Origin of the sequence: Anoxybacillus gonensis, from assembly GCF_001187595.1 — a bacterium.
Classification (GTDB): Bacteria; Bacillota; Bacilli; order Bacillales; family Anoxybacillaceae; genus Anoxybacillus; species Anoxybacillus gonensis.
In genome coordinates this window covers 147501-173507 of the sequence record NZ_CP012152.1, presented here as the reverse complement: position 1 = coordinate 173507, position 26007 = coordinate 147501, and the positions used below count along the sequence as shown (strand labels likewise).

The window sequence follows — 26007 nt, the reverse complement described above, 5'->3', positions numbered from 1 at the left end:
GTGGCTGCAATGAATATAAACAAATATATCCATAACCTAACAACAATTCTTACACCTTATTTCAACGTTTATCGAGATGAAAAGCTTGGCACATTGTCTTTACCTTTTTATGCGCATTATCACCGACGTGATGAGAAATATTTTATGACAAAAAAGTCTAAAATTTGGGCTGTTGAAAATGAGCAATTTATTTTTGTGTGGCAAAAAGAAAATATCGTGACAAGAGAAGACATCATACAATTCTCTCAAACATTTATCAATCATGTGCCGAACTACATATCCAACCATCAAGATCATATGTCTACCGTTTTCATCGGGGCAATTGTCGCACCAAATGCATGTGATGAAGCAATAAAGGAGGTGAAACGATTTCGCAAGCTACAATTTATTCGTTTCGGATTACACGGTTGGCTCGAGTGTTATATGGCTATCATCGCTTTAGACTCAAAACAATTATTTACTCACCGAAAAGCTCGGTCGTTTACACATGTTTTCGAAAAACCATTTGAGGAGGATGTGCGTTGAACTTATTAACGTTGTTACTTGTTTGCGGAATCATTTTAGTCATTGCCTATTTTACATATGGACGCTTTCTCGAAAGACAATTGAAAGTCGATAGCAACCGGAAAACACCAGCGTATGAAATGTATGATGGTGTAGATTACGTGCCAGCAAAAAAACCTGTTTTACTTGGACATCATTTCGCTACAATCGCTGGAGGGGGACCAATTGTAGGCCCCATCACTGCTGCCGTGTTCGGTTGGTTTCCTGCTGTTTTATGGATTATGATCGGAGGCATTTTTATTGGCGGTGTTCATGACTATACATCATTGCAAGCTTCGATTCGCCATAAAGCACAATCGATCGGGACGATTATTAAACAATATATGGGAAGTCGCGGACAAGTATTATTTTTAACTTTCTCTATCGCGACACTTATGCTCGTTGTTGGTGTATTTATTATTTTAGTTGCAAATACGTTTGTCGCTGTTCCAGAAGCGGCTACAGCGTCTGTTTTATTCCTCGGCATTGCGATTATTTTTGGTTTTTTCGTTAATCAAATGCGAATGAACTTATTTATAGCCAGCGTGCTAGGGGTTATCGCTATGCTCTTATCTGTATGGGTTGGCATTCAATATCCACTTTCGTTAAGTGCAACAACATGGTCACTTATTTTACTAGGTTACGCATACGCTGCATCGGTATTACCTGTCTGGATTTTGTTACAACCACGCGATTATTTAAACTCATTTCTTTTATACGGCATGATTGCTGGGGCTGCTGTCGGCATGATTATCGCTGCACCGACTATTCAGTTTCCAGCGTTTACAGGTTTTTATCACGAAAAACTCGGATTTTTGTTTCCAATTTTGTTCATTACAATCGCTTGCGGTGCTATTTCAGGCTTCCATTCGCTCGTATCATCTGGAACGACGGCAAAACAGCTTGATAATGAGAAAAACGGGAAATTTATCGCCTATGGTGGTATGTTGTTAGAGAGCTTTTTGGCAATCATTTCAGTTGGAACGGTCGCGTATTTAACACAAGCTGACTTTGCGACTCGTATGAGTGAACTTGGTGGACCAATTGGTACATTTTCTGCTGGTGTTGGTTATTTTATGTCCCATGTCGGCATCCCAGAAGCAACAGCAGTTACATTTACCGCACTTACAGCATCCGCTTTCTTATTAACAACATTAGATTCGGCAACACGGTTAATGCGCTACGCCATTCAAGAACTTGGTGAAGAGCGGACAAACGCATTTAAAAATAATCATGTCGCAACAACAGTTGGTCTTATTGGCGCTGGAGCGCTTGCATTATCAGGAACATGGCAGTCCGTCTGGCCGCTTTTCGGGGCAGCGAATCAAATGCTCGGTGCACTTGCTTTGTTAGCTGTTTCCGCATGGCTCATGAAAATTGGCGCCAAATCGTTTTATGTTGTCATCCCAATGGTGTTTATGCTCGCTGTCACGATTGCTGCTCTTTGCGTGTTAATGTACCAAAACGCATTAACACAAAATTGGCTATTAGCTGGTTCTGCTTTCATCCTTTTCGTTTTATGCATTTTCTTGGCTATTGAAGGATGGGGAGCGATGACGAAAACAACGAAAAAAGAAGTCGTTTCTTACCACCGATAAATGAAATGAAGCTAGCGCTTTTATTGCGCTAGCTTCGTTTTCATATATGGTCGCAAAGTTGAAAATGGAATAAGAAATTCGCGAATGCCTGCGGCGTATGGGGCTATTTCATAAAGGCCGTAATAGACGACAATACCATCTTTCGTCATATAATAAGGTTGATCATTTGGCATCTTTTGCACAACAGCGATGGCGTTGTCAAAATACAAATCGTTTTCTTTTTTTATTTGAGCCATCACTTCGTCTATAATCACTTGTTTGTATTTCGTTCCTTTTTTAAATAAGTCGCTTAGTTGCAACGATTTCCCTGTATGGAAATCGAAATTGTTTGGCACTTTCACTGTCATTCCGTGCGCCCCACCTGTATAGCTATATAACGTAACAGGAATGCTTAAAATGCCACGTTGATTGTACGTCACCTCATAATTACTGACTGCCGCATGTAGCCGATATGGAAATCCTTCCTTTTTACTGATCGCCATATTTTCTCGCGCTTGCTTTTCTACTTCACGTTTTAAATCAAGCGACTCCTTTCGCAATAAACGATTGACTTGGCGTTGGAACGATTGGTTGATCGAGCCGGATACAATCGGAATGTTTAAATCGACTTCCATCAGTTCATTTGTATATTTCATTTGCTTCGTTGTCACAGTAAGTGGCTGACTGTACGCCGTCAATATAAATAACGCCAACACCATCATCCATATCGTCCGTTGTTTGAACACGATGTTCACCTCGTTTGTTTTACCGAAAGTTTGCGTTGAAACAAACGGGTTTATACATCATCGCTATGATTTATTTTAACATTTGTTTCACTAACTCTCGATTTCGCTCCTTAAACGCTTCGTGGTGAGATGAAACCATCGCATACGGATCGGCAGTTGGTTCAATAAACCGTTTCGCGCTATTTACTGCATTCGCTGCGTCTTGGAAAGCCCCTGTAAGTAAATATAACTTCCCATCATATTTCAAAATATCTCCTGCTGCATATAAACCTGGAACAGAACATTCACCTTTTGCGTTCCCTGCAACATAATGATCGTCTACCATTTGAATTGGCAGCTCGCTATTCATAAGCAATGAAGCATCTCGTTCATACCCATGGCTAATAATGACATCATCTACATCGAGTTCAAACACATCGCCCGTTTCATGATTTGTCAATACCACTCGCTCAATCGTTTCATGATTCGCACTAGCAACTAATTTTGTAATGGACGTATGAAAAAAGCAAGTTGCTGAACTGTTCAATAATTGCGTCACTGGCGCTTCATGCCCTTTTAACGATTCATTGCGATAAGTCACATATACTTTTTTGGCAATCGGCACGAGCTCATTTGCCCAATCAATCGCTGTATTTCCCCCGCCTGAAATGATCACCGTTTTCCCTTTAAACTGTTTTAACGATTTCACCGTATAATGTAAATTTGTAATTTCAAATTTTTCGGCTCCTTCAATTTGAAGCTTTTGCGGTTTTAATATACCGCTTCCTACTGCAATAATAACCGTTTTCGACACATGTTGTTGTCCGGATGATGTTTGTAAAACAAATATCCCATCCTCTCTTCGCCGAATCGCTTCAACTTTTTCATTTAATACAACGGTTGGATGAAAGGTCATCGCTTGTTTAACAAGTTGCTCACGTAATTTCTCTCCCGTAATCGGAGCATGTCCCCCAACATCCCAAATCATTTTTTCTGGATACACATGCAATTTCCCACCTAATTGTGGCTGATATTCAATCAGTTTTGTTTTCATTTCTCGAAGTCCACTATAAAACGTCGCATACAGCCCCGCCGGACCGCCTCCAATAATCGTCACATCGTATAGTTGTTCCATCGCTATCACCTTTTAAATTTGATTATCATTCTCATTTAAATATACATCTTTTTTCAAACTTTTACAATGTAAAAAAGACAGGCTTATGCCTGCCTACTTTTTGCCTGTGTAAATGAAAATGGCGTCACGAAGAAACTCCGCCATTCCTGGCTGTTTTTGATCGTAGTATGCTTTAAACCGTTCATCATCCACATACATTTGTGCCAATCCTGCATGTGCTTCTTTTGAGTAATGGTCCCAAAAATAGCCTAACCATTGACGATGCAAATCGGCTGCTTTTTGGGCAAGCTCTCCCGCTGGGTCGCCAGTCAAAAACGCTTCATGCAATACGCGTAATACTTCTTCGCCAAGCTTTGTTACTTCTTCGTATTGTGCTTGCGTCATGTTTTTTACTTTTTCGTTTGATTTGTTCACTTGCTCATCGCCGTATTTTTCCCGAATTTCTTTGCCATATTTTCGTTCGTTCTCGTCAATGAGCTGCTGTTTAAACGCCTCAAATTTTTCTTTGTCGCTCATCATCATTCTCCCTTCTTTCGCTAATAGTGTTTTTTCGACATTGGCGATTAACGCCTCTAATCGCCTCCGTTCTGCCAAGAGTTTTTCGCGATGCTGCTTCAACGCCTGTACGTCGTCAAATGACGGGGACGTGATGATTTGCTTAATCGTTTCTAAATCAACCCCAAGTTCGCGATAAAACAAAATTTGCTGGAGTTGGTCTACCTCTTTCGGGCCGTATATGCGATAGCCTGAGGCGTTTACTCTCGCTGGCTTCAAAAGACCGATTTCATCATAATATCGCAGCGTTCGGCTCGTAACCCCCGCCAATTTCGCTAGTTGCTGCACCGTATATTCCATTCGCTCACCTCCTGACAATTTCATGATAAACGTTTACGTAACGTCAATGTAAAGCAAAAAAATAAAAAATCTCGCCATAAAATTAGGAGTTTTTGCTACATGTTTTCTCTCTTTCTTTTATACATTTGTTGAAATTCTTGAAAGTCGGTATGATTTGTAATTGGATTGATGAGCGGAAAATCAAAGTATTCACTTATCCATTTAAAATCTTTATCATTATTACTAACTAACGGGATGCGATGTACAATAGCTGTCGCTGCGATGAGCGCATCTGGTCCTTTCGGAACTCTTCTACCGAATAATTTTGCCTTTCTTCTAATTTCGCCTGCCTTCATAGCAATCGGACTAGTAATATCAATAATTTCATCTATCATCTTGTATACGTAATCCTCTCTAATTTGCTTAACGATTGGATTCGTTTCAATTTCGTAGTGAGACATGAGCTCCATTTCAATTACAGTATTAATGACCAACGACTGTTCACTTTTAATTAATTCACGTATATAAAAAACAACATCTGGATAACCCATTTCGTGAGCGACCCAGATGTTGCTATCGATTAACTTTCGGCACACGTTTCATCCTCCCGATCATATTCTCGATTGGCAATTCGAATGCTTTCTTCTACTCCCTTTACGCTAAAATAATCAGCACTACCTGCTAGTTTTTCAGCGAGGACTAACTTCTCTTCTTTCGTTAACCGTTTTCTTTCAGGTTTCAATATGACCTTATCTCCCTCCTCAATAATCACGATGGCATGTTCCGTTTCAAATAAAACGTTGTTTTTTCGAGAATAAACCCACCTTTTCAACAATTCAAAATCATTTGCTGAAATACGCATCTCCACCCCTCCTTTCAATATTTTTACCTTATTATAACAAATTTCGCACCGTACACAATATGCAATTATTTAACCAACCCGTGTTTAAATGCATAAATGACCGCTTGCGTCCGGTCTTGGACGTCTAGTTTCGCTAAAATATTGCTGACGTGGACTTTGACCGTTTTTAACGAAATAAACAGCTCCTCGGCAATTTCTTGATTCGTTTTTCCTTGTGCAATGAATAACAACACTTCCATCTCGCGACTCGTTAGTTTTTCGTGTGGAAGCGATTGTTTCCGCATGTTGTTCATCATTTTCCCCGTTACTTCTGGTTCGAATACCGATTGCCCATGAAACGTGGCACGAATCGCATTCGCAATTTCGCTTGCTTTCGACGTTTTTAACATATAACTGACTGCCCCTGCTTCAATCGCTGGATATACTTTATCATCGTCTAAAAAACTTGTGACAATCATAATTTTTGCGTCTGGCCAAGCGCTGATAATTTGTTTCGTTGCTTCAATGCCGTCCATCGGCTCCATCACTAAATCCATTAAAATAATATCCGGGCGAAGTTGAAGCGCAAGTTCAACCCCTTTTTCTCCGCTTTCTGCTTCCCCGACAACTTCCATATCCGGTTGGGCAGATAAATACGCAGAAACACCAAGCCGCACCATTTCATGGTCATCGACAAGCAATACTTTAATCACCTTGCTTCCTCCCTTACACAAGCGGTACTTTCACTTCTAGCCGAGTTCCTTTATTTTTTGCGCTAACGATTTTTAACGTCCCACCGATTTCGGTCGCTCGTTCGTACATATGCTGTAAGCCATAAGAGCCGCTTTTTGTCCGCTCGACATCAAAGCCCACTCCATCATCCGACACGCGCAAAATGACAAATCCATCTCGTTCAAGCAACAATACTTCTAGCATCGTCGCTTTCGCATGACGAAGCGTATTAGATACCGATTCTTGTAAAATACGGAATAAATGATCTTCCACCCCGCGATCAAGCGTCACATCTTCTATTTTCCACTTTATCTCCATCGGCACTTTTTGAGCAAGTTCCGTCAATAGCTCTCTCATTCCATCTTGAAGCGACTTTCCTTTCAGCTGTACAGGCCGTAGATGAAGCAACAATGCCCGCATTTCCAATTGGGATTGGTGAATCATTTGTTCAACAAGCTTCAATTGCTTTTTCTCTTGTTCGCTTCCTGTATATGTTTCCATTAGTGCGGACATCATCATCGATGCTGCAAATAGCTGTTGGCTGACGGAATCATGCAATTCGCGCGCTAGACGATTTCGTTCTTCTGAAATAATTCGCTCGATTAGCTCCCCTTCGTTTTCCACTTTTTCTGTCACCAATTTTTGCGTGAGCTTCGTTTGTTCAAACGAATGTTTTTGCAGCTTTTCGATTCTCTCCCACACATCCGCAAGTTCTTTTGCCGTTTGTTGGCGCGGTAGCTCTGTATTCCCTTGTTCGATTTGAAGCAACGCATGTTCAATGGCTCGCCACTGTTTTCGCCAAAACCAATCGAACGAAACGCCAAAAAGCACGCCGATAACCCCGCTTGCCATAAATAAAAAAGCGACAAACGGCACCCCGAGCACTGTTTCGTCCCATAGTGCCGACCACTTCGCAGGTGGAAACGTAAAAGCATACGAAAGAAATAATACAACCGAAACGGTAAAAGCGAGTAGAAGTGCCCCAACAATATGTCGATTCATATTCGTTTCACCTCAACATTTCCAACCGCCATTGAGGTGATGATTTTTAACTTCTGTTCGGACGTTTCATACGCTGGCGTTTGATAAATAAACGTTTGATTCCATAGCCGCTCCGTTTCTCTTGAAAAAATAGACACTGCCCCAAACAGCACGGAATGAACGACGCTCACTTCCATTTCATATGGAACAAAAATGTGCACATTGCCAATCCAGCCGCGGATAACGATCACCGCTTCCCCTTTCGGAACGACCGCATAACTTAAATCAACGACTGTATCGCCAATGCCTGTTTGAATGTTCACATCGCTCCATTCATACGCATGCTCGGGCGTTTTTTGCCGACCGAACAACATGTTTTGAAAAAGCGGCTGACGAAAAACGAGCTCTGTTTCCGCTTCGTTTGTTTTCATCTCTGGACGAATCACAGCAGGCTGTCTTTTCGACTGTGCAAACTTGATGAGCACATAAAACAATAGTGCGACAAGTAAAAACCTCACCGTAATCATCGTGAACACATGGACAAAAAGACTGATGCACCCAAACCAGAAGACGATTTTCCCAAGTTTCCGATACCATTTTTTTCTTCCGATATAAATCAATCCTGCCGAAAAAAGGACAGAGAAAACAATGCCTGGATGAAAAAACGAAATTTCCAGCGCCAAAATAATGAGCGCAAGAAGCACTACCCAACTCACATAGTCGGTCGTTTTTTGTTGATTCACGGGGCTTCCCCCTTTCTGCGATAAATCAATAAAACGAAAAAGGCGCAACAACGTACGCCTTTAGCATATATGTTTATTGCTCTTGCTGCAACCGCTTTTCTAATTCCGCAATGCGCGCGTCAATCGTATGGCGATAATAATCTGATTGCACTCGTTGCTCGAGGCGCTCTAAATACGATTCCGTATCCGCAAACGTAGAAAGCGCTGGGCTTTTATCTTCTAGTACACGATTCATACGGTAATGCGCCCGTGCGATATTTTCCCGCCCCATCAGCTCCATGCGGCGCATATGCATATCTTTGAGTTGATGTTTCATTTGTTCGTATTTTTTCTCTAGTTCCAATAGCTGTTCGTTTGTTTGCTCAAGCAATTGCTGTAATCGCGTCGCTCGCTCTTCGTACTGCATTTGCTCATGAGACGCAAACGCAAACAACTCTGACTCCCCAGCTTTTGAAGCAATATCCGCCTGTTTCTTCCGCTTTTGGGCAAGCTGCATAGCTTCGCGATATTCGCGCGTAAACTGCTCTTTCAATAAGTATTGCCGCTCAAGCAGCTTCCGTACTTTTTCTACTTCTTGTTCGCATTGGCGTAAGTATTCATTTAGCACCGCAATCGGATTTTTCTTTTCCTTTTCATCCAGCCATTCATGAATATCAGCCGCAATCATCGTTTTTACGCGAGAAAGTAAACCCATTGTCCTTCACTCCTTTAATAATGTTTTTGTAGTTCCGCCCACTGTTTTTCAAAGTGAACGAACGGATCATCGACCACTTGTACTACTTCTTTCGGTTCGTTCCATTTTTTATACACAACATAAAGCACATACGCCGCTACAATGGCGATCAGCGCTGGTACATTCGAAACACTCGCCATCAGCGCCGCCAAGCCAATGAGCGCCCAAACGATTTTGCCAAACGCCGAATCGGCTTTGAAAAACTTTTTCACCGCATAATACAAAATTGCCAAACTGATCGCTAACGCAACAAGCGGACCGAGGTGAAACATAAGCACGAACACCGCTATACCGCCTAAAAACAACCATCCGATTTTTTTTAACATCCCTTTCGCCTCCTTCCTTGCTTTCATCTTACCGCTTCTTGCTTTTTCCTATCATGTCCCACAGCTATATTTTCACCTACGACCTAAGGCGTATTTTTAATGGATTGTAGCTTGAGTGAAAGTCGTTTCAATTTCTATGTGAAGGAAAATGGGGAAATAAAGAAGTTGCTGACATAGCAAAAGAAGTAACAAACAAGAGCCGCAATAAAACAAAGCGGCTCTTGTTATAGACCATTTGTTACAGTTCAATCGAATGGTCTGTTTGAATTAAAGTTACTCATACGTTTTTTATAAGACAGTGGTGTCATTTTCATATATTTTCGGAATCGATCAATAAAATAACTTGTACTATTAAAACCGACTTGGTAGGCAACCTCTGTAACATTCAAATGATCTTTTTGCAAGAGAATTAAACTTTTTTGAATTCGATACTCTATTACATAATTTAGTGGTGTTTTTTTGAGAAATTTTTTAAAGTATCTACAACACTCGGAACGGCTCAATTGGCCAGCTCGAGCAATATCCTCTAAAAGTATTTTGTCTGCATAATGTGTGTGTATCCAATCTAACATTTGTTTCATTCGATGGCTCTTTAGCATTTCCATCCGCTCGTACTTTAATTGAAAACCATTCATAACTAAATTTTTCCAAATAAATGTTAACTGGATAAAGATGTCTAGTTCATAGTATAAGGATTTTTTCCGTATCAATTCGTTTATTTTCCTCACAGCATCCAAAATATTTTTCCCCCATAGTTCGTTTGGATGTAATTGTAAGTAAGATAAATTAGTCGCTTGAATATATGGAGTTACATAGGTGGCATAAAGTTCTTGTGACAGTATAAAGCTAGGCGAAACGTTTAAGCAAATATAAGCACAATTCGAATCGTTCATATCTTTTGCCATATGCAGACAGCCACTATTAATAAACAACCCTTCTCCTTCTCCAACAACGATATTTTCCCCATTAACTTGAAAAATGGATTGACCCTTTATAACGAGAATAAATTGTAATTCGTCATGCCAATGGAGCGGTATATATCCATGAACGTTTTGATTAATAATTGTCTCGTAACATGCAATTGGTAACGCAACCGTCCGATGTTCAGTTAATTCTTTTAAATTTCGATCAACCATAAAATCCTTTATTTGCACGCTATCACCTCAATATAGTGATATTTTTTTATTCAATCTTTGTATGATTTGTAATGTATTTTGTCTTATTATACAAACTATCATAGTACTATTTTTATATTCCGAGGTGAAAAATGAATCATGAACAGAAAAAAAGGATTATTTTTAGTCCTCACCGGAGCATTATTTTGGGGGATTGGGGGAACTGTATCAAAAAAACTTTTTCAGTATGGCATCGATGTAGATTGGCTTGTAACGACAAGATTACTCGTAGCAGGTTTTTTACTTTTAATCGTTCAATTTGTTAGGAAAGAAGAGCGCACACAAATATTTGCCGTTTGGAAAACGAAAAAAGCAGCTATCTCATTGGTTACCTTCGGATTGCTCGGTATGCTGGCTGTTCAATATACGTATATGGCTTCCATTAAACACGGTAACGCAGCTGTCGCCACATTATTGCAATATTTAGCACCTGTTATGATTATCATTTACTCCGTTTTTCGCAGACAAGCTACTATAACAAAAAGAGATGTAGTGACGATTTCGCTCGCCTTAGTTGGTTGCTTTTTCTTATTAACAAACGGTTCTGTTTCCCAACTATCTGTACCAATGCTCGCAATTGTTTGGGGTTTTTTATCTGGCATCGCTTTAGCATTTTATACTTTATATGCTGTTCCTTTACTGAAACAATATCATTCACTTGTCGTCGTCGGCTGGTCCATGATAATCGGCGGCTTAGCACTAAGCTTTGTTCATCCACCCTGGCAAATGGATTTTAAACACTTAACCATAGAAACGTACTTATACTTAATTTTCGTTATTATATTTGGTACAATGATTGCATTTTGGTTTTATATCGAAAGTTTACAAAGTCTCTCGCCTAAAGAATCAAGCCTATTAGGCAACATTGAACCACTCGCCGCTGTTTTAACAACCGTTTTTTGGTTAAAAGAACCTTTTGGTTTTTTTCAATGGATTGGCACAGCTTGCATTATTACTATGATGTTATTGATAGCATTAAATAAAAAATCATCCATAACCGACCATCAATATGCATACGAATCAAAAAATTCACAAACGTTAGGGTGATTACTACATTATTTTTATGTTTTATGTAAAAATACATTAATATTTCAGTTGAAAAAAACAAAAAGTTGGTTTATTCTGAATTTTATACAATAAAATAATAAGTTCACGCAACAGGTGGTTCACAGATGCTGTGAATCTTAAAAGGGAAGTTTGGTGAAAGTCCAACACGGTCGCGCCACTGTGATGCAGAGCTGTTTATCACAATCCACTGTTTCATGCGAAATGGGAAGGAGATAAACAGCGATGAAGCTAAGTCAGGAGACCTGCCTGTTGTATGCACTTACGACCTACGCGTCATAGGGAGGAGTGAGGACATATGATCTTGAGGCACTTCATGTATCTCAATACGAGCTAGCTATGCCCTCCTTCTGCTTGGAAGAGGGCTTTTTCGCTTGATTGGGATATAAATAACTGGAGGTGCTTAACTTGTTCATCCGTAGTTCAAATGTAGGATATCCGCGCATTGGTGAGAAAAGAGAATGGAAAAAAGCGTTAGAATCTTTTTGGAATGGGCAAATCAACGAACAGCAATTTATAGAAACGATGGAACACATTCGACTTGATTCGATTCGTAAACAAGTAGAGAAAGGAATCGACCTCATTCCAATCGGAGATTTTTCTTTATACGATCACGTGTTAGATGCAGCATTTATGTTCGGGTATATTCCAGAACGATTTCAACAAATAGACAATGCGCTCGAACAATATTTTGCGATGGCACGCGGTACAAATGGACAACATGCGCTTGAAATGACGGTAACTATTCACCCCAGTGCTAGTGTATAAAAAAGCCCAGCACAAATAGGGCATTTCGGTCATAGAAAATGCCCTAGGTAGCGGAAAGAACTCGATCGATCGTTTCGCCTGCCAACAGAAGACACAACGAGTCCCACACGTTTTTTTCGTGTTTCGTAAGTGTGGAAACGATGCTTCTTGCGATGCAAAACGACTGCGCGAACGTTTCGTCACGAAATGTACCCGAGATGTTCTCTTTGACTTTGACCATGCGAAGATCTCGCTCGGCTTGGTTATTGTCAAAGGGAACATGCACTTCACATAAGAAACGCAGCGCTTCTTCCTTTCGTTTTTGAAGCCGTCGAATAAAAGCGAGTGCTTTTTTCGGAAAAGGTGTCATCGTTTCCAATCGGTGCTGTGCTTTCGCTAGGATACGATCATACACTCGTTCCCATCGTTTCGCTTCTTCTTCGGAAAGTGCACCGTGATGCGCTTCGACTGCCTGTTTGGCGGCTAACAGAAACGTGGTCATGCGCGATGCCCATGTATGGCCTTGTTCGATGAAGCCTTTTAGCTCACGTAAATGATGGGCATGGCAAAGAGCATGTGTGGCTTTCGTGTATCTCGGATACGTACCGAATGCATCATGCATCATCGTCCCTTTGTATTGTGGAAGAATCCCGATCTCATCCGTTGCTTTCTTTCCACGAGAAGCGTGAAAAGCCAAGTACGTATATGTCGACGTACATGCGACATGCACCCATGCGAGTTTACCATTGATGCGCAAACTCGTTTCATCGACATGCAAGATGTTAGAGTTAAGTAAGGCGTCTTCGATCATGTCCATATTGGATTCCAGCGCTTCGCGTCCTCGTTTCACCATATTGGCAAGGGTTCCTGTACTAACCGAGTGTTGATATAACGCTTCGATTGTATCACTTAAACGCTTGTAAGGGATCAATTGGATATGATGCAAATAAACAACGAGCGCAGTAAGACGTGGACCGTATTGCACATGATTCGTGACATGTGGTGGAAACTCCGCTTGTTGCACGCATCGACAATGCGGACATGATTTCACTTCACGCTCATGTTGTGTCACTTCAATCGACACGGGAGGCAGATCAAACACTTGACGGACATCGACTTTGAACGGTTTGACGTCACGCAAAGAAGCCCCACATCCTTGACACGTATGTACGCGATGGACGACACGATGATGTGGATGTTCCACTTGACGGAGCGTCGTCCCCTCATGTCCCTCTTGCCCACCAGGCTTTTTGCCAGACGGCTCGCGGGAGGAACGCTTTTTCTCAAAACGGTCAGAAGATGGGGGCAAATGGCTATTGGAGCTGTTTTTTTTCGTGCGTGCTTCCAGCTCTTGAACGCGATGCTTGAGTTGTTCATTTTCTTTGCGTAGCTGTTTGTTTTCTTGACGCAAATGTTCATTTTCTTGAATGAGTTGATGAATGAGCTGTTTTTGTTGTTGGACTTTGCCGATTAAGCCCTCAACTGTAAATACAGCTTGTTGTACCGTCAACATGTGATTCACCTCCTTGTCTATCAATATTCACATCATAGACAGGAAAAGCAAAAAATATTCAGCTCACTTTATGATGTGGCTGAATAGTTACAAATGACGAAATGGTTTAATACAAATTACCATTACATTGTGCCTGAAATCGGGCAAACGAAGCCGAAATTAGTAGAAAATCGGCTATTAAAAGAATACAAACTAATAAAAGAAACATTCCATATTGAAACAAAACCTGTATTACTTGGACCGATTACGTTTCTTTTACTTTCTAAGCAATACGAGAGACGCGAGTGGCGCAAACATCTCGCCCAGTTAGTTCCAGTTTATGTGGAATTATTCAAACAACTAAGCGAAGCGGGCGTGTCATTCGTACAAATTGATGAACCGATTCTCGTTCAACATATAGATGACGATATAGTCGATGCATTTCGTGATGTATATGAAGTTTTTCATCGCGATGTACCAAATATAAACCTTATTTTACAAACATATTTTGATAGCGTATCGCATTATCTTGAAATCGTTACTTTACCTGTCGCAGGCATTGGGCTTGATTTCGTGCATGACGATGGCGAAAACGTCAAACATATAAACATACACGGATTTCCAAAAGATAAAATATTAGTTGCTGGGATTGTAGACGGTCGCAATGTATGGAAAAGCTCGCTTGCACAAAAAGCAACGCTCCTTCATCATTTAGCAGGCGTTGCTGAACAGCTCATCATTCAACCGTCTTGCAGCTTACTGCACGTCCCTGTCACGACAAAACATGAACATGCCTTGCCAACGGAACTTGTCAGCACGCTATCTTTCGCTGATGAGAAATTAGATGAGATACGTATGCTTACAGAATATATGAAAGGAAACGCAACAATCGACGACCTAATCAAATACGATGAACAAACAAACACTTATTTCACTAAGTTCCGCCAACAACAAAAACAAACAAACGACATCACCACCGTTCGGTTAAGGCGAACACCTTACAACGAAAGAAAAAAAGTACAACAAGCACATTTGCAGCTTCCACTATTGCCGACAACGACGATTGGCAGCTTCCCGCAAACAAACGACGTGCGCCAAGCTCGGATGAGGTGGAAAAAAGGCGAATGGAACGATAATCAATACAAGTCGTTTATAAAGAAAGAAATTGCAAAATGGATCAACATTCAAGAGCAGCTACAACTTGATGTACTTGTTCACGGCGAATTTGAACGCACAGATATGGTTGAATTTTTCGGTGAAAAATTACAAGGAATGGCATGCACAACAAACGGTTGGGTGCAATCATACGGATCACGTTGTGTTCGTCCACCCATTATTTTTAGCGATATTGCCTATCAACAACCGATGACCGTAGAAGAAACCGTGTATGCTCAGTCGCTGACGAATAAACCTGTTAAAGGAATGCTGACAGGTCCTGTGACCATTTTAAACTGGTCGTTCGTTCGCGACGATATTTCACGAAAACATGTGCTGATGCAGCTCGCCCTCGCCATTCGTGAGGAAGTATTGCAGTTAGAGAAGGAAGGCATACGCATCATTCAAGTCGATGAGCCAGCGTTACGGGAAGGATTGCCGCTCAAAAAAGAGAAGCATGCATCATATTGGGAAGATGCCGTTATGGCGTTTCGTCTCGCTACCTCATCGGTGAAAGAGGAGACGCAAATTCATACACATATGTGCTATTCCCAGTTTGAACATATGATGCATATCATTGATGAGCTTGATGCGGATGTCATCTCCATTGAATCGTCGCGAAGCCACGGTGAACTTGTTTCATCATTTGAAACATATGAGTATCAAAAGGAAATTGGCTTAGGGGTGTATGACATTCATAGTCCGCGCATTCCGACAAAAGAAGAAATACGTGAGCAAATCGAACGGGCACTTCGCGTTCTTCGTCCAGAACAATTTTGGGTCAATCCCGATTGTGGATTAAAAACGCGAAAAGAAAAAGAAGCTATCGATGCACTCAAAGCGATGGTGGAAGCCGCACACGAATATCGCCAGCAACTCTTGGCTTATGGAGGGATGAAAGCATGGAAGTGAGCGTCGAGCAGTCGAAAACGATTCAAACACGGCTCGTATTGCCTTCTGATACGAACCATCTCGGCACGATTTTTGGCGGTACGGTTTTAGCGTATATTGATGAAATTGCGGCAATATCCGCCATGCGCCATGCGCGAAAAGCAGTCGTCACCGTTTCGATCGACAAAGTTGATTTCATTTCGTCCGCGAAAGTTGGCGATATTTTAAAACTTGAAGCATTCGTCTACTCGACCGGACGCACATCCATGAAAGTATTCGTCAAAGTCGAAACAGAAGATTTATTTACAGGAGAACATCACTTAACAACCACATGCTTTTTAACAATGGTCGCCATCGATCAAAATAAAAAACCGACCCCTGTTCCGAAAGTCATCATTCGTGAACAGGAGGAACAAATCGTAAAACTGTATCAGCAAAACAAACGAAACAATAAGGCATAAAATATTTACATGAAAAAACACACGTCCGATTACATACAGGTAATCTATGACGTGTGTTTTTTATTACTCAATTCTACGCTTTACTCCACCGTTACAGATTTCGCTAAGTTGCGCGGTTTGTCGACGTCGCAGCCACGGTGTAATGCTGCATAGTAAGCAATTAATTGCAATGGCACGACAGACACAAGCGGTGTGAGCATCGGATGAACGGCTGGGATGACGAAACGATCGTCTTCCATGTCTAATCCTTTCATCGAGATGATGCACGGATTTGCGCCGCGAGCGACAACTTCTTTTACGTTCCCGCGAATGCTTAAGTTGACATGTTCTTGTGTCGCTAGGGCAATCACTGGTGTGCCGTTTTCAATTAAGGCGATTGTGCCGTGCTTCAATTCTCCACCTGCAAAGCCTTCTGCTTGAATATAAGAAATTTCTTTTAGCTTTAATGCGCCTTCTAATACAACATAATAGTCAACGGCGCGACCGATGAAGAAGCAGTTGCGTGTTGTCGCTAAATACTCGCGCGCAATTTGCTCCATTTCATGTTTTGCATCGCAAAGTGCTTCCATCGCATTTGCAACAATGCCAAGCTCTTTCGTCACATCAACATCTAGCGCCATTCCTTTCGCTTTAGCAGCTACCGCAGCTAACATGGCAAGCACCGCAATTTGTGCTGTATATGCTTTCGTTGATGCAACCGCGATTTCCGGTCCTGCATGAAGAAGAAGCGTATAGTCTGCCTCGCGCGATAATGTCGAACCTGGTACGTTCGTAATCGTTAACGATTTATAGCCAAGCTCTTTCGTGCGCACAAGTACCGCGCGGCTGTCCGCTGTTTCTCCACTTTGTGAAATATAAATAAATAACGGTTTTTCCGATAAAAGCGGCATGTTGTAAGAAAACTCGCTGGCGATATGCACTTCAACAGGGATTTTCGCCCAGTTTTCAATCAATTGTTTACCGACTAAACCAGCATGATAGCTCGTGCCGCAAGCGACGATGTATAAACGATCCGCTTCATTCACTGCTTGCACGATTTCTTCGTCAATCGCCAATTCGCCTTGTTCGTTGCGATATTTTTCAATTAAACGGCGAATGACGAGCGGCTGTTCGTCAATTTCTTTTAACATGTAGTAAGGATATGTTCCTTTTTCAATGTCGCTTGCATCCAATTCCGCTACATATGGTGCACGCTCTACTACTTCACCATTTAACTTTTTAATTGTCACACTTTCTTTTGTGACAATGACAATTTCTTTATCCATGAGCTCAACATATTGATTTGTCACTTGTAACATCGCTAATGCGTCGCTGGCGACTACATTAAATCCTTCGCCTAATCCAGCTAAAAGCGGGCTTTTGTTTTTCGCCGCATAAATGACACCATCATTTTCTGCATCAATTAAAGCAATCGCATATGAACCCTTCAATAACGAAAGCGCCTTACGAAACGCTTCTTCTACCGATAATCCGTCGTTTACAAACGTTTCAATTAACTGCACAATGACTTCTGTATCGGTATCACTTTTAAACGACACGTGCGCTAAATAATCACGTTTTAACAACTCGTAGTTTTCAATTACCCCATTGTGCACAAGCGTAAAGCGGCCTGATGCACTTTGGTGTGGATGGGCGTTGACGCGGTTCGGTACGCCATGTGTTGCCCAACGTGTATGACCGATGCCAAGCGGTGCGTCTACATCTTCTGCGACAATCGCACGCAAATCAGCAATTCGTCCTTTTTCTTTAAACACATGTACTCCTGTTTCGTTTAGTAAAGCAATCCCCGCAGAGTCATAGCCACGGTATTCTAACTTTTCTAATCCGTACAATAAAATTTCTTTTGATGGTTGTTCACCAATATAACCAACGATTCCGCACATAACAAGTCCTCCCTAATCATAGGGGCAAGAAGGGGCTCTTGCCCCTTAAATAATTGATGAAATGGCGATGAACGTTCTTTCCTTTGTGCAAAGAGTCGCCTCTTTGTTTTAAGAAAGAACTTGCGGCTGTCATCGCATCAGCCGGGAGGCATCCGCCGAACACTCGATAAACCTCCTCCTCGTCAACTAAGCTTTTTTCCCGTCCAAAGCTTAGTCCAGGCGCTTTTATACAGTTGTTTTCCGCTATCCTCCTTTCATGTAAGATGTCAAACAACAATAGTTTACAACAACAAAGAGGCAAACGTCAATGTGTATCGCTTACCCCTGTATAAACAAAATATGCATAAATGGAATAAATGGTTCCATTTATGCATATCGTTTACCGAGCATATCATTATGCGCCAAAGCGTTCGCGAATAACAGACGCAATGCGCTCGACGTATTGATCGCAAAGTTCGTTTGTTGGCGCTTCTGCCATCACGCGAACGAGCGGCTCCGTACCAGACGGACGAACGAGAATGCGGCCGTTTCCAGCCATCTCCTCTTCTACTTCGCGAATGACACGCTGCACCTCTTCATTCGCAATCGCCTCATGTTTGTCTGTTACTTTCACATTCACTAATTTTTGTGGATATTTTTTCATTTCCCCCGCTAGCTCAGAAAGCGGCTTTTTCGTCATTTTCATAATGTTGACAAGCTGTAACGCCGTCAGTAACCCGTCGCCTGTCGTATTGTAATCGAGGAAAATAATATGCCCCGATTGTTCTCCACCTAAATTGTAGCCGTTCTTTTTCATTTCTTCGACGACGTAACGGTCGCCAACTGCTGTTTGTACGCTTTTGATTCCTTGTGCTTCAAGCGCTTTATAAAAACCAAGGTTGCTCATCACCGTCGAAACGACCGTTTGATGTTTCAAGCGACCTTGTTCGTGTAAATATTTTGCGCAAATGTACATAATTTGATCGCCATCAACGATTTGACCGTTTTCATCAACCGCAATTAATCGGTCGCCATCGCCATCGAACGCTAAACCTACATCTGCTCCTTTTTCCTTCACAAACGCAGCCAACGCCTCTGGATGTGTCGAACCGACACCTTCGTTAATGTTTAATCCGTTTGGAGATGCGCCCATCGTAGACACATCGGCATCTAAATCAGCAAATAAATGTGTCGCTAATGACGACGTCGCACCGTGCGCACAATCAAGCGCAACGTGAATGCCTGAAAAATCTTCGTCCACCGTTTGCTTTAAATATTGTAAATATTTTTGTCCGCCTTCAAAGTAATCGTTTACTTGCCCTAAATCTTTCCCGATCGGGCGTGGTAACGTATCTTGTTCACTATCGAGAAGCGCTTCAATTTCTAACTCTTGTTCATCAGAAAGTTTAAAACCATCTGGTCCAAAAAACTTAATCCCATTATCTTGGACAGGGTTATGCGAAGCAGAAATCATAACCCCTGCTTGTGCGCCTAACGCTTTTGTTAAATATGCGACGCCCGGTGTAGAAATAACACCGAGGCGCATCACTTCTGCCCCAATGGAAAGCAGTCCTGCCACTAGCGCTCCTTCCAGCATATGACCAGAAATGCGCGTATCGCGCCCGATTAGCACTTTCGGACGTTCTTTATCTTTTGTTAATACGTAGCCACCAAAACGGCCAATTTTAAAAGCTAATTCTGGCGTTAATTCGCTATTGGCAATCCCTCGCACACCGTCTGTTCCAAAATACTTACCCATGCTATCGCTCCTTTTATAGTTACTCATTTCTTGTGATACGAATCGTTGCTTCTTTTTGTGGTAGTCTCCATCGAACATTTTGAGGTCCATTGACTTCAATTGGAACGTCATGTTCTCCAATGCCTAATTCACTAACGTTTAAGTATACCTCAATATCTTTCAACTGAATAGCATTCAGTACACTTTGAGCTCCTAAAGCAGTTAGCGCAATATTTCCATCGGCAGGATCGATAAATTCTGCCTTGTATGCATCGTTTAGTCCAATCACTTCAATTGGAACTTGACCAAACGTTCTCTCTTTTTCTTGCTCCACTTCAATTAAAATTGTAACTTTTGCTGGATCTACAGCTTTTACTCCTTTTGGTACAGGCACATCGACTTGTAAAGTTGTATTGCCTGTAATATCGCTTAAATCGACTTCAATGCCGCTAATAAATTCGATGTCGTCAATTTTTGCTTTTTGTCCAAAAATTGTAACTTCGCTCGGAATCACTTCCATTTTACTAATGCTTAATCCTTCCCGTAGCGTTCCTTTTCGATCAATTTTTAATGGAACTGTTTTGCTTGGACTTTTAATTGGCACAGTAATATCAACAATAGACGGTTCCACATCAAGAGACAACACATTTCCTTCTTTGTCATACACCGTCACTTTCGACTCTCGCTCAATCGTTTCTTCGACTCCTTTTAAGTCAACACGTGCCTTTACTAACGCAACTTTGTCAATTAGCGTTTTTGCCCCTGTCACCTTCACAATATTTGGCTTCACAATTGGTTGTTCCGGTGAATAACCGTCTGCAATTTGTGATTTATTAATAAAATCGACTTCCACAGAAAAATCTTTTGACACACGCTCGTCAATCGTCACAGTAATTGTCGCTGGATCAATAGTAACGCGTAACTTTTCAGAAATATTTCGGTATTTCACAGGAACTGTATGCTTACCAATTGGCAGTTTAGATAAATCAACATATACTTCAAAATCTCGTTGCAGCTTCGTTGGCGTAACGATGCTTTTCGGCCCCTCAAGCATGACATTCACCGATTGTGGGATACCAGAAACAACAAGGTTTTCTTGATCGTAATATGCGACGACGGGAACGTCCGTCACTGTTTCGACATCGGTTTGACCGACCGTATTTCTTGACGTGCTGTTTGATTGTGTTTCAATATTCACAGAAACGTAAATCATAAGCGCTAGCAACAAAGAAAAAATGCGTATAAACCATGGGCTATTCATCCATTTATCCACTTTTTTTCGCCCTCCACTGCCAACGAGATGAAGAAGTTGTCTTCGGTTGAACGAGCTCTTTCGTCAGCAATTCTCGCAATACATCTAACTTTAAGTCGCGGTAAAGCTCCCCATTTTTCGTGACAGAAACCGCTCCCGTTTCCTCAGACACAACGACGGTAATGCTGTCTGTCACTTCACTAATACCTAACGCAGCGCGATGCCTTGTGCCAAGTTCTTTAGAAATAAACGGGCTTTCCGACAGCGGCAAATAACAAGATGCGGCAGCAATTTGATTTTTTTGAATAATGACAGCCCCATCGTGAAGCGGGGTATTCGGAATAAAAATGTTAATCAGTAGCTCTGATGAAACATGTGCTTGTAACGGAATGCCAGTTTCAATATAATCGCCCATTCCTGTTTCTCTTTCAATAGAAATAAGAGCTCCAATTCGCCGTTTGGCCATATACTCTGTTGCTTTTACAATCGCTTCGATCATATGCGTTTGTTCTTCCTCTTCAGGCGTCGTGCTTCGCGAAAACAATTTGCCCCTTCCGAGCTGTTCGAGCGCTCGGCGTAGCTCCGGTTGAAAAATGATAATAATAGCTAAAAAACCCCATGTGATCGCTTGATCCATCAACCATTGCAATGTGCTTAATCCGATAAAGCTACTTACAATTCGGACGAGAATGATGACAATAATTCCTTTAAGCAGTTGTATGGCCTTCGTACCGCGCACAACCATAATCAGCTTGTAAATGACGAACCAGACAACGAGAATGTCCACAAACTTAATGAGGTAATTTACAAATGTCGGGAGCTCTCCAAATGGCATTCTTACACTTCCTTCACTCATTCTAATTGCTCTCACATGTAAAAAAGCCATCAATATGGATGGCTATTTCGTTAATGTTTTGGCGATATTGTAACCGACTCTTTTTACATTATACCAAATCCAATCAAATACTTCATTAACTTCTTCAATTTGTCCGGTAACTTCGCCAGCAGAAGCTAAATATTTATGGCCGTTAATGACCGTCACATTGCCGTGCACTTCTCCTTCAATTTTAATATCGCCGTTTCGGACAACAATATCCCCTTCAACAACTTTCCCTTCTGGTACGATGACCGTATGATTTTGAACAATTAAATGTTCTTGTTTAGAAAACGAAAATTCATTATCCTCTTGCCAAACTGCCCATAAACTGCTCGTGCTTAGCAAAAGGAACAACGAGGCGGCAGTCAAAAACGGATGATGAGTAAACCATCGTTTCCAACGCACACGCCGTTTTTCACGAGGTAAATTATACATCACTTTTTTAACGAAATCGTCTGAAGGGGTAAAGTGGGAGACATTTTCGACAAACGCCACCGTTTTTTCCAATGCATAAAAATGCTCTCGACATGCTTCACATTGTTGAATATGGCTGCGCAATCGTTGCTCTTCTTCTTTTTGAATGTCTCCGTCTAAGTAATCATGCATCCATTGAACGATTTTTTCAGAGCATGGCATCTGTCTCACTCCTTTTCCATCATAAATGGCCTAAATGTTTACGCAATGCTTCACGACCACGATGAATACGCGTTTTCACTGTACCAATTGGCAAATTTAAAATGTCACTAATTTCTTGCAGTGATAGCTCGTCAATATATTTTAAGACGATGACAGTGCGATATTTTTCTGGTAGCTTTAAAATCGCTTCTTGTACCATTTGTTGTAACTCTAAGCTTTCTAACGCATCTTCCGGAGAAGCTCCTTCATCTGCAAGCTGCGAGTACATCGTTAATCCGTCTGTCCCTGACACTTCTGCATCTAAATAAACATCGGGCTTTTTTTTACGCATGCGATCAATCGATAAATTCGTCGCAATGCGATATAACCAAGAAGAAAACTTCATTGTCGGATCGTATGTATGAATGTTGACATACGCCCGAATGAACGCTTCTTGTGCAGCATCTTCTGCTTCATGACGATTTCCTAACATGCGATAGCACAGTTGATAAATTTTATCCTTGTACATTTCGACAATATCTGCAAACGCGCTTTGATCTCCTTTTTTAATCGCTTTAATGCGTTGTTTAATAAACATGTCCATTCCATATTTACCTCCGCATGGGGGCTACTATTTTATACGAATAACATAAAGCAAAGTTCCATAAATCGCAACGAATATGTTAATATTTTTAAAAAAATGGAGAGGGGCATCATGCCACCTCTCATACAAGCTTCTCACCAAACAATGATCCCATTAAAGCAACAGCGGTTGCAGCTGTTTTATTCCGCTCATCTAAAATCGGATTGACTTCAACAAATTCCGCTGAAGTGATGATTTGAGCTTCAGCTAACATTTCCATCGCTAAATGGCTTTCACGATATGTCAGTCCACCAATTACCGGTGTGCCAACTCCCGGTGCATCATGTGGATCGAGACCATCTAAGTCAAGAGACAAGTGGACACCGTCTGTCCGCTCTTTTAAATAGGCGATTGTCTCTTCCATCACTTTTGTCATGCCCAGACGATCGACTTCATGCATCGTATATATTTTAATTCCTTTTTCTTTAATTAATTGTTTTTCCCCTTCATCAAGTGCACGAGCACCGATAATTACAATGTTTTCTGGCTTCACTTTTGGACTATATCCACCGATCATCGTTAAAGCCGGATGGCCAAGCCCTAAACTTGCAGCGAGCGGCATACCGTGAATATTTCCAGAAGGCGACGTTTCCTCCGTATTCAAATCTCCATGCGCATCATACCAAATAACACCTAAGTTTTTATAATGTTTAGCTACTCCTGCAAGCGTCCCGATCGCAATACTATGATCGCCACCAAGTACAAGCGGAAAACGACCTCTTGTTACAACTTCATCGACCGCAGAAGCAAGTTTTTCATTTGCTTCAGCAACCGCTTTCAAATTTCTTAATTTTGGATTCGTCACATCTTGGACGCGCTCAGCACGACCAATTTGAATATCTCCTAAATCTTCAATATCATGATTTAAGCTTTCTAAACGTTCCACTACGCCAGCATAACGAATGGCGCTTGGCCCCATATCAACACCGCGGCGTGTTTGTCCTAAATCCATTGGCACTCCAATAATCGAAATGTTCATCTCGATCTCCTCCCCTCGTTGCATCTGTTGTTTATTGTACATGAGGAGAAACAGTTGGCTCAACTCGACAACTTTTTGAATATTTATTCTATGAAAAACAGAAAAAAACCTTAGGTACATTCCCTAAGGTTTCGATAAGATGGAGCCTATCGGGATCGAACCGATGACCTCCTGCGTGCAAAGCAGGCGCTCTCCCAGCTGAGCTAAGGCCCCATGGAGCGGAAGACGGGACTCGAACCCGCGACCCCCACCTTGGCAAGGTGGTGTTCTACCACTGAACTACTTCCGCAAACAGTGAGCCATGGAGGACTCGAACCTCCGACCCTCTGATTAAAAGTCAGATGCTCTACCTACTGAGCTAATGGCTCATTACATCAATGGCTGGGCTAGCTGGATTCGAACCAGCGCATCACGGAGTCAAAGTCCGTTGCCTTACCGCTTGGCTATAGCCCATCGATTAAAAACAATCATGGTGGAGGGGGACGGATTCGAACCGCCGAACCCAAAGGGAGCGGATTTACAGTCCGCCGCGTTTAGCCACTTCGCTACCCCTCCGCAGATGGTGCCGGCTGCAGGACTTGAACCCGCAACCTACTGATTACAAGTCAGTTGCTCTACCAATTGAGCTAAGCCGGCATATGGTGGAGGATGACGGGATCGAACCGCCGACCCCTTGCTTGTAAGGCAAGTGCTCTCCCAGCTGAGCTAATCCTCCATAAAAGATGACCCGTACGGGATTCGAACCCGTGTTACCGCCGTGAAAGGGCGGTGTCTTAACCACTTGACCAACGGGCCAACATACGACACACAAGCTTCCAACCGGGCTTGAACCGGTGACCTCTTCCTTACCATGGAAGTGCTCTACCAACTGAGCTATGGAAGCACTGGCTCCGCAGGTAGGATTCGAACCTACGACCGCTCGGTTAACAGCCGAGTGCTCTACCACTGAGCTACTGCGGAATAATATATCATCTTGCCCGGCAACGTCCTACTCTCGCAGGCGGTGTCCCGCCAACTACCATCGGCGCTGGAGAGCTTAACTTCCGTGTTCGGGATGGGAACGGGTGTGACCTCTCCGCCATCGTCACCGAGCAAACATGCTTTAGACAAATGTTATTATAAAGGAATATTTTTTGTTGTCAAGCATTTTTTTATTCCTTCAAAACTAGATAACAGGGGTTGCATTGTCGCCTACGCTTTTCTTGTGTGTTTAGTTAAGTCCTCGATCGATTAGTATCCGTCAGCTGCACGTGTCGCCACGCTTCCACCTCGGACCTATCTACCTTGTCATCTTCAAGGGATCTTACTCGCTTGACGCGATGGGAAATCTCATCTTGAGGGGGGCTTCACGCTTAGATGCTTTCAGCGCTTATCCCTTCCGCACATAGCTACCCAGCTGTGCCCCTGGCGGGACAACTGGTACACCAGCGGTGCGTCCATCCCGGTCCTCTCGTACTAAGGACAGCTCCTCTCAAATTTCCTACGCCCGCGACGGATAGGGACCGAACTGTCTCACGACGTTCTGAACCCAGCTCGCGTACCGCTTTAATGGGCGAACAGCCCAACCCTTGGGACCGACTACAGCCCCAGGATGCGATGAGCCGACATCGAGGTGCCAAACCTCCCCGTCGATGTGGACTCTTGGGGGAGATAAGCCTGTTATCCCCGGGGTAGCTTTTATCCGTTGAGCGATGGCCCTTCCATTCGGAACCACCGGATCACTAAGCCCGACTTTCGTCCCTGCTCGACTTGTAGGTCTCGCAGTCAAGCTCCCTTCTGCCTTTACACTCTACGAATGATTTCCAACCATTCTGAGGGAACCTTTGGGCGCCTCCGTTACGCTTTGGGAGGCGACCGCCCCAGTCAAACTGCCCACCTGACACTG

Annotated in this window: 24 protein-coding genes, 10 tRNA genes, 2 rRNA genes, 1 pseudogene and 1 riboswitch (1 of these 38 cut by a window edge); of the genes and pseudogenes, 6 read left to right on the top strand and 31 right to left on the bottom strand. The window is 42.3% G+C overall.

Annotated elements, in window-relative coordinates:
* The first annotated feature begins 9 nt into the window (after positions 1–9).
* Together AFK25_RS00995 and AFK25_RS00990 are read left to right on the top strand one after the other, a co-directional pair.
* Positions 10–525 carry a DUF8052 family protein gene (locus AFK25_RS00995; protein ID WP_019416562.1) on the top strand — a complete coding sequence of 172 codons (516 nt, stop codon included), beginning with the start codon at positions 10–12 and terminating at the stop codon, positions 523–525.
* Positions 522–2141, top strand: a complete 1620-nt coding sequence (locus AFK25_RS00990) for a carbon starvation CstA family protein (RefSeq protein WP_035067664.1) — start codon at positions 522–524, stop codon at positions 2139–2141. Before AFK25_RS00995 ends, AFK25_RS00990 begins: the two co-directional genes overlap by 4 nt.
* 20 nt (positions 2142–2161) lie before the next feature.
* On the opposite strand, the gene AFK25_RS00985 is transcribed toward AFK25_RS00990, so the two are convergent.
* The 11 genes from AFK25_RS00985 to AFK25_RS00935 all read right to left on the bottom strand — a co-directional run bounded on the left by AFK25_RS00985 (position 2162) and on the right by AFK25_RS00935 (position 10324).
* A complete protein-coding gene (locus AFK25_RS00985) occupies positions 2162–2866 on the bottom strand; it encodes a DUF3298 and DUF4163 domain-containing protein (RefSeq protein WP_019416560.1) in 705 nt (234 codons plus the stop codon).
* 70 nt (positions 2867–2936) lie between these two features.
* Positions 2937–3980 (bottom strand): NAD(P)/FAD-dependent oxidoreductase, encoded by a 1044-nt coding sequence (locus AFK25_RS00980; protein WP_035067661.1) that lies wholly within the window; start codon positions 3978–3980, stop codon positions 2937–2939.
* 93 nt (positions 3981–4073) lie between these two features.
* The gene (locus AFK25_RS00975) at positions 4074–4835 is read right to left on the bottom strand and encodes a MerR family transcriptional regulator (protein ID WP_035067659.1); all 762 of its coding nucleotides are present in this window, start codon (positions 4833–4835) and stop codon (positions 4074–4076) included.
* A 95-nt stretch (positions 4836–4930) separates the two neighbouring features.
* Complete coding sequence (locus tag AFK25_RS00970) at positions 4931–5410, bottom strand: type II toxin-antitoxin system VapC family toxin (protein WP_035067657.1); 480 nt, start codon at positions 5408–5410, stop codon at positions 4931–4933.
* Positions 5395–5676 carry a hypothetical protein gene (locus tag AFK25_RS00965; protein WP_019416556.1) on the bottom strand — a complete coding sequence of 94 codons (282 nt, stop codon included), beginning with the start codon at positions 5674–5676 and terminating at the stop codon, positions 5395–5397. The genes AFK25_RS00970 and AFK25_RS00965 overlap by 16 nt, the downstream gene beginning before the upstream one ends.
* 65 nt (positions 5677–5741) lie before the next feature.
* Positions 5742–6368 (bottom strand): response regulator transcription factor, encoded by a 627-nt coding sequence (locus AFK25_RS00960; RefSeq protein ID WP_009362392.1) that lies wholly within the window; start codon positions 6366–6368, stop codon positions 5742–5744.
* Between the two features lie 13 nt (positions 6369–6381).
* Complete coding sequence (locus AFK25_RS00955; RefSeq protein ID WP_019416555.1) at positions 6382–7389, bottom strand: sensor histidine kinase; 1008 nt, start codon at positions 7387–7389, stop codon at positions 6382–6384.
* Entirely contained in the window at positions 7386–8111 is a 726-nt protein-coding gene (liaF, locus tag AFK25_RS00950) for a cell wall-active antibiotics response protein LiaF (RefSeq protein ID WP_035067655.1), read from the bottom strand. Before liaF ends, AFK25_RS00955 begins: the two co-directional genes overlap by 4 nt.
* A gap of 73 nt (positions 8112–8184) precedes the next feature.
* Complete coding sequence (locus AFK25_RS00945) at positions 8185–8805, bottom strand: PspA/IM30 family protein (protein WP_026011458.1); 621 nt, start codon at positions 8803–8805, stop codon at positions 8185–8187.
* A 14-nt stretch (positions 8806–8819) separates the two neighbouring features.
* Complete coding sequence (locus AFK25_RS00940; RefSeq protein ID WP_026011457.1) at positions 8820–9170, bottom strand: lmo0954 family membrane protein; 351 nt, start codon at positions 9168–9170, stop codon at positions 8820–8822.
* A 245-nt stretch (positions 9171–9415) separates the two neighbouring features.
* A complete protein-coding gene (locus AFK25_RS00935) occupies positions 9416–10324 on the bottom strand; it encodes a helix-turn-helix domain-containing protein (RefSeq protein WP_035067653.1) in 909 nt (302 codons plus the stop codon).
* A gap of 120 nt (positions 10325–10444) precedes the next feature.
* Between AFK25_RS00935 and AFK25_RS00930 the strand changes: the two genes are divergently transcribed.
* Both AFK25_RS00930 and AFK25_RS00925 read left to right on the top strand, forming a co-directional pair.
* The gene (locus AFK25_RS00930) at positions 10445–11392 is read left to right on the top strand and encodes a DMT family transporter (RefSeq protein ID WP_035067651.1); all 948 of its coding nucleotides are present in this window, start codon (positions 10445–10447) and stop codon (positions 11390–11392) included.
* A 95-nt stretch (positions 11393–11487) separates the two neighbouring features.
* Positions 11488–11677: riboswitch (cobalamin riboswitch) on the top strand.
* Between the two features lie 141 nt (positions 11678–11818).
* Positions 11819–12148: pseudogene (locus AFK25_RS00925) on the top strand (5-methyltetrahydropteroyltriglutamate--homocysteine S-methyltransferase); the annotation flags it as partial.
* Between the two features lie 73 nt (positions 12149–12221).
* On the opposite strand, the gene tnpC reads toward AFK25_RS00925, so the two are convergent.
* Positions 12222–13670 carry an IS66 family transposase gene (tnpC, locus tag AFK25_RS00920; RefSeq protein ID WP_049720840.1) on the bottom strand — a complete coding sequence of 483 codons (1449 nt, stop codon included), beginning with the start codon at positions 13668–13670 and terminating at the stop codon, positions 12222–12224.
* A gap of 93 nt (positions 13671–13763) precedes the next feature.
* Here tnpC and metE point away from each other — a divergent pair, with 93 nt between their 5' ends.
* The gene (gene metE, locus AFK25_RS00915; RefSeq protein ID WP_035067737.1) at positions 13764–15716 is read left to right on the top strand and encodes a 5-methyltetrahydropteroyltriglutamate--homocysteine S-methyltransferase; all 1953 of its coding nucleotides are present in this window, start codon (positions 13764–13766) and stop codon (positions 15714–15716) included.
* Positions 15707–16156 carry an acyl-CoA thioesterase gene (locus tag AFK25_RS00910; RefSeq protein ID WP_035067736.1) on the top strand — a complete coding sequence of 150 codons (450 nt, stop codon included), beginning with the start codon at positions 15707–15709 and terminating at the stop codon, positions 16154–16156. Before metE ends, AFK25_RS00910 begins: the two co-directional genes overlap by 10 nt.
* A gap of 80 nt (positions 16157–16236) precedes the next feature.
* Here the strand turns inward: AFK25_RS00910 and glmS are convergent, their stop codons facing one another.
* The 19 genes from glmS to AFK25_RS00815 form a co-directional block, all read right to left on the bottom strand.
* Positions 16237–18039 carry a glutamine--fructose-6-phosphate transaminase (isomerizing) gene (gene glmS, locus AFK25_RS00905; protein WP_019416500.1) on the bottom strand — a complete coding sequence of 601 codons (1803 nt, stop codon included), beginning with the start codon at positions 18037–18039 and terminating at the stop codon, positions 16237–16239.
* 394 nt (positions 18040–18433) lie between these two features.
* Positions 18434–19777, bottom strand: coding sequence for a phosphoglucosamine mutase (gene glmM, locus AFK25_RS00900; RefSeq protein ID WP_009362624.1), 1344 nt, complete (start codon positions 19775–19777; stop codon positions 18434–18436).
* A gap of 19 nt (positions 19778–19796) precedes the next feature.
* On the bottom strand, positions 19797–21029 hold the full coding sequence (locus AFK25_RS00895; RefSeq protein ID WP_019416502.1) for a CdaR family protein: 1233 nt from the start codon (positions 21027–21029) through the stop codon (positions 19797–19799).
* Positions 21022–21843 (bottom strand): diadenylate cyclase CdaA, encoded by an 822-nt coding sequence (cdaA, locus tag AFK25_RS00890; protein WP_009362622.1) that lies wholly within the window; start codon positions 21841–21843, stop codon positions 21022–21024. The genes AFK25_RS00895 and cdaA overlap by 8 nt, the downstream gene beginning before the upstream one ends.
* A 63-nt stretch (positions 21844–21906) precedes the next feature.
* Positions 21907–22521: an anti-sigma factor family protein gene (locus AFK25_RS00885; RefSeq protein WP_009362621.1), complete on the bottom strand. Its 615-nt coding sequence runs from the start codon at positions 22519–22521 to the stop codon at positions 21907–21909.
* Positions 22522–22540: 19 nt separating this feature from the next.
* Positions 22541–23104: an RNA polymerase sigma factor SigW gene (gene sigW / locus AFK25_RS00880; RefSeq protein WP_009362620.1), complete on the bottom strand. Its 564-nt coding sequence runs from the start codon at positions 23102–23104 to the stop codon at positions 22541–22543.
* Positions 23105–23225: 121 nt separating this feature from the next.
* Positions 23226–24122 carry an arginase gene (gene rocF, locus AFK25_RS00875; protein ID WP_009362619.1) on the bottom strand — a complete coding sequence of 299 codons (897 nt, stop codon included), beginning with the start codon at positions 24120–24122 and terminating at the stop codon, positions 23226–23228.
* Positions 24123–24262: 140 nt separating this feature from the next.
* A tRNA-Ala gene (locus AFK25_RS00870) sits at positions 24263–24335 on the bottom strand.
* Between the two features lies 1 nt (position 24336).
* A tRNA-Gly gene (locus tag AFK25_RS00865) sits at positions 24337–24411 on the bottom strand.
* 6 nt (positions 24412–24417) lie between these two features.
* A tRNA-Lys gene (locus AFK25_RS00860) sits at positions 24418–24490 on the bottom strand.
* Between the two features lie 10 nt (positions 24491–24500).
* Positions 24501–24575: transfer RNA gene (locus AFK25_RS00855), tRNA-Gln, on the bottom strand.
* A 17-nt stretch (positions 24576–24592) separates the two neighbouring features.
* Positions 24593–24677 (bottom strand) — tRNA-Tyr (locus AFK25_RS00850).
* A 5-nt stretch (positions 24678–24682) separates the two neighbouring features.
* Positions 24683–24758, bottom strand: a tRNA-Thr gene (locus tag AFK25_RS00845).
* A 3-nt stretch (positions 24759–24761) separates the two neighbouring features.
* Positions 24762–24837, bottom strand: a tRNA-Val gene (locus AFK25_RS00840).
* An 8-nt stretch (positions 24838–24845) separates the two neighbouring features.
* A tRNA-Glu gene (locus tag AFK25_RS00835) sits at positions 24846–24917 on the bottom strand.
* Positions 24918–24932: 15 nt separating this feature from the next.
* Positions 24933–25005, bottom strand: a tRNA-Thr gene (locus tag AFK25_RS00830).
* A 2-nt stretch (positions 25006–25007) separates the two neighbouring features.
* Positions 25008–25082, bottom strand: a tRNA-Asn gene (locus AFK25_RS00825).
* A gap of 15 nt (positions 25083–25097) precedes the next feature.
* A 5S ribosomal RNA gene (rrf, locus tag AFK25_RS00820) occupies positions 25098–25214 on the bottom strand.
* 118 nt (positions 25215–25332) lie between these two features.
* A 23S ribosomal RNA gene (locus AFK25_RS00815) occupies positions 25333–26007 on the bottom strand (it continues 2251 nt past the right edge of the window).